The organism is Methyloligella halotolerans, assembly GCF_001708935.1.
Taxonomy (GTDB): domain Bacteria; phylum Pseudomonadota; class Alphaproteobacteria; order Rhizobiales; family Methyloligellaceae; genus Methyloligella; species Methyloligella halotolerans.
In genome coordinates this window covers 1-4087 of the sequence record NZ_MASI01000016.1, presented here as the reverse complement: position 1 = coordinate 4087, position 4087 = coordinate 1, and the positions used below count along the sequence as shown (strand labels likewise).

Below are 4087 nucleotides of genomic sequence, written 5' to 3'. Positions count from 1 at the left end.
CGCAAGCGGCGGGGTCGCGCTCCACTGCGAATGATTCCTTGCTGGCATTTCAATCTCTCCCTTGTCGGTTTCTTGTACCCGCCCATTCAAAAGCGAGCCTTAGCCGACCTCATCAGAACCGTGTGAAGGACCGTTCCGACCGGTCGCATCCTATCTAAAGATCGGGTCGCCTATCCCTTTGTTCAAATCAAAGCTTTTTATTGTTTGATAGGTGCGGACTATCGCTTGCCACAGCCTGGCAATAGATCTCGCGGTGCTCGAACCGCCACCAAAGGGCAGCCTCTCTGAGGCAACCTCTCGCTCTAGAGCATCCAGGCCCTCAGGCACCGGAATCGCCAAATTCCGCCGTTCAGCACGGCGCAAAGCGAGATCGCGTCCCCGCCTTATCGAAAGCGGGGCCTCACGGAAACTGCCGTATCGACCGACGGAACAGGGCCCGCCGGCCGGTAGGACCGCCCATTGGTCGGACGTCGAGAGCCATTCCGCAGATGCAGCACAGACCGAACAAGCGACAGCGCCCGCGGTAGCCATCGAGCCGACGTCGATCAGCGCAGAGAATTCCCGTGCCTTACCGCCGTACCGGCCCCACCCAAAACGGGTGAGGACCGAGGCCGGGCGGGATTCAGAGCCTATTCCGACTTAGCGGCTTCGGCGCCCCCGGTCACCGTCGAGACGTAGTAGGCAAGCGCCTCAATCTCGTCTTTCGACAGTTTATCGGTATAGGGCTGCATGGGCCCGACGCCGAGCGTGACCGCCAGACGGACCTGCTCGGCGCTAGGCTTCAGGTCGTCGAGGACGGGACCGATCGAACCATCGCTGCCCGCATCTGCCAGCGTGTGACAGATCGTGCAGGATGGCTGGGCCCGCTCCAGAAAGACCTCCCGGCCGAGCTGAAGCTTCTCTCATCCGGCTGCGCAAGTGCGGCCGGTGACGCGAATGACAGGGCAACAACCGCGCACGCTCCGGTGCGCCATAGGGTGTGAATCATCTATCGTATCTCGGCCTGTTAGCTGATTTTGACGTCCACGCCGAGAGCACCCCAGCCGTTGTAGTTGTAGCCGGACTGGTTGGGTTCCGGGACCTCGGGCTGCTGATTGCCCTCGGTATCGGTCGCCCGGCTCACGATGTTGTAAGTGCCCGGAGCGAGCTTCTTGGAGAGCACGAAGGGCCGCCACGCATACCGGCCGAGATCCGGGCCGACGAACTGCGCCGCTTCCCAAGTCTTTCCGCCATCGAGGGAGACCTCGACATTGTCCACCGCGTTGATTCCGCCCATGGCGAGGCCGGTGATCTGGTGCATGCCGGCGGCGCTGTCCTCCAGCGGACCGGTGATCCAGGATTTCACTTCCATCTGCCAGACCGAGGGATACTCGGGCGATCCCTTCTTGCCGAGCGGAGCCAGACGATAGCGCTGACGCTGGATCAAGGCATCGGTTTCGGCCTCGGTCATGGCGACACGCTTGACGTATTTGATGTTGTTGACCCCCGTGAAGCCGGGAACGATCATCCGCAGAGGACCGCCATGGGCGAGAGGAATCGGCGCACCGTTCATGTCCCAGGCGAGCAGGATGTTATCCAGCACATCAAGCGGGACGGAACGCTCGACGATAACGTCGCTCGCGTTGAGACCTTCGGGAATCTTCTCGCCACCGGTGCCGGTGACGAACTGTGCGCCGCCTTTAACGCCGCCCAGATTTTCCACGACCGTGCGCAACGGCACGCCCGTCCATATGACACAGCCGGCGGCACCTGTCCGCCACTGGGTGCCACTGGTCTCATGCTTGAAGAAGGCTCGGCCGTTACCCGAGCATTGCAGCACCATGGCCACGGTCTCGACGCCCATTGTCTTGAGGTCGCCAACCGTAACAGAGCGCGGCTTCCCGACGCCTTCGATCGAAACCTCCCAGGCATCGGGGTTCTCCACGATGCTCTCGCTGGGCGGCGTCACGTTGTTGCGAATATAGAGCTGGTTGTCAGCGGTGATCGGCTGCACGCCAAAGACGCTCCGCTTGGTCTCCAGCGTGTTGTTCGAATGGACGATGAGCGAACCATCATCCTTGAAGTTCACGTAATCGGGCAGCGGGGTCGCCTTGGCCTCCTTGGCCGAAAGCTTGCGCCCGAGGCCAATAGGGCAGCGGCGCCGGCGCTGCCGGCCAGAAGATAGCGCCGGCGCAGATCGATTTTTTCCATGGGGGAATCCTCCTCAAACTCGGCGCATCAATGCGCGTTTAGAGGAGGAGACGACTGGCGACCCGCCTTTATTCCATCGGGGACGAAAAATTTTTGTGCTTACGAGGTGCAGCGCACGCGCGGGATTTCGGCGGTGGTGATCACAGTCTCCGGACGGGAGATATGCTTCAGCGCCGTCGCAATGGCGTTGAAGCGTTCCGGATCCATAGAGCGCGCAAGAACGATGTGAACCTCAGACCCGCTCTCCCAAGAGGCCGAAAGCAGGCCAGCATCTGCCGCAACAACATCGGCCGCGTCGAGGGAACTCGGCGGCAATGCGAACACGCTGATGCGGCAACCGTGGGGGCCGACATATACGCGATGGCGCATGACGAGATTGCTGGGCAGGGGCCGGACCTCATCCAGAGTCAGATGCAGACCCGCCATTCGGAACAGCTCGTATTCGCGCTTGGACCCGCGTACGAGCATCGTGGCCGCGGCCGATGACCCGGCCTGATCGTGGGCTGCAATGATCTGAGACGCAATCCCGAGCTTGGAGGAATGATCCGTCGCTATCCAGCCAACGGCGAGTGCTCCGGACAAAACGATCGCCACCAGCGCCGCTGCAATCGCTGCACCGACGGGCAAAACTCTTCGCTTCCGCGTGGCCGTGACGTGTCGCGCCCGATCGACCGGCATGGATGCGACGTCGGACTTGAGCTTGCGGATCCGGGCGACCTGAGCCCTCGCCTGTGGATCGGCATCGAGAGCCGCAAGGACACGCTTCCTGGTAACCTCGTCGAGCTCGCCATCCACGAAGGCGCTCAGCAGTTCGAAATCGATGGTCGTCTTAGCGTTCACAGGACTTCTCCAGCGAGTCCGGGAGCGCGACATCGCAGGTCAGCAGGCCGAACAGGCTTTGCCGTGCCCGCGAAACCCTGCTCATAACCGTGCCCTTGGGAATGGACAAGAGTTGTCCCGTCTCCTCATAGCTGAACCCGGCAATGTCGACCAGTGCCAGGATTTCCTGATGCTCCACGGAAAGATAGGAGAAGGCCTCGCGCACGGCGTAGTTCCCTTCCGTCGTGGCCTCGCCTGCCTCGTGCCTCATGGCCTGGGCCATCTGCTCGCGGAGGCGGGCACGCCGCGTCCGGGCGCGGGACAAATCGATCCAGAGATTGCGTACGATCGTGAACAGCCATGCGCGAAAGGCCGGGTCGGCCGCCGGCACATGGGACGCCGACATGGCTTTCAGGACGGTCTCCTGAAACAGGTCGCCGGCTTCATCCCTGTCGCGTGTCAGCGCGAAAGCGTAGCGAAAGAGTCGCTCACGGACCGGATCGAGTCGCTGTTCAAAATTGATGGCTCTTCACTCCCCCGCGACCTCGGCGAGCCGTTGGTGCGCGGTCTACGGTAGCCAATCGAAATCGGAGCCCGAAAGATTGTGAAGGTCCGCAGCCCATTTGGGGGATCCAATCTTTTGCAACCCTTGCTTCGAATTCCGGTCGATCTCAGCAGATATCGCGCTGAGGACAGAGAGCCGGTTTAGCGCGGCGGGAGTTCCCTCCGGGGGCGATACTAAGCAGCGAGCTGACGATGCTGCAAGCGTCGATCCGGACTCTCTATCGATCGATCTGCCCCCTCTATCGTGACGTTCGAGAGAGCCGAAGATCTGGTCCCGCGCCTCGATCGCTCCGTCTCTCACTGTCTATTGTCGGATGATGACGATCCATGCAGTATCCCGCGTCTCGACCAGTCGGTTGACGAAACTTTCGGGTCGCGAACCGCTCATGCCGGCTCGCCGGCGGACGGGATGAGGCCGGACACAGAAGGATAAGCAGACCGGATTCGTCGGAGCGAAAATCCCTCAAGCGCCGGAGCGATGTTGCGGCGGCCTTGAAGTTCTCTCGCTACCGGC

General features: G+C 61.7%; 3 protein-coding genes and 1 pseudogene. All 4 read right to left on the bottom strand.

Annotation, left to right across the window (positions count from 1 at the left end; all coding sequences use genetic code 11):
- Positions 1-629 precede the first annotated feature (629 nt).
- A pseudogene (gene sorU, locus A7A08_RS17685) lies at positions 630-875 on the bottom strand (SorU family sulfite dehydrogenase c-type cytochrome subunit); the annotation flags it as partial.
- A 131-nt stretch (positions 876-1006) separates the two neighbouring features.
- On the bottom strand, positions 1007-2068 hold the full coding sequence (gene sorT / locus A7A08_RS15270; protein ID WP_245290967.1) for a SorT family sulfite dehydrogenase catalytic subunit: 1062 nt from the start codon (positions 2066-2068) through the stop codon (positions 1007-1009).
- Between the two features lie 221 nt (positions 2069-2289).
- The gene (locus A7A08_RS15265; RefSeq protein WP_069096323.1) at positions 2290-3030 is read right to left on the bottom strand and encodes an anti-sigma factor family protein; all 741 of its coding nucleotides are present in this window, start codon (positions 3028-3030) and stop codon (positions 2290-2292) included.
- On the bottom strand, positions 3020-3532 hold the full coding sequence (locus tag A7A08_RS15260; protein ID WP_069096322.1) for an RNA polymerase sigma factor: 513 nt from the start codon (positions 3530-3532) through the stop codon (positions 3020-3022). Before A7A08_RS15260 ends, A7A08_RS15265 begins: the two co-directional genes overlap by 11 nt.
- Positions 3533-4087: the final 555 nt, after the last annotated feature.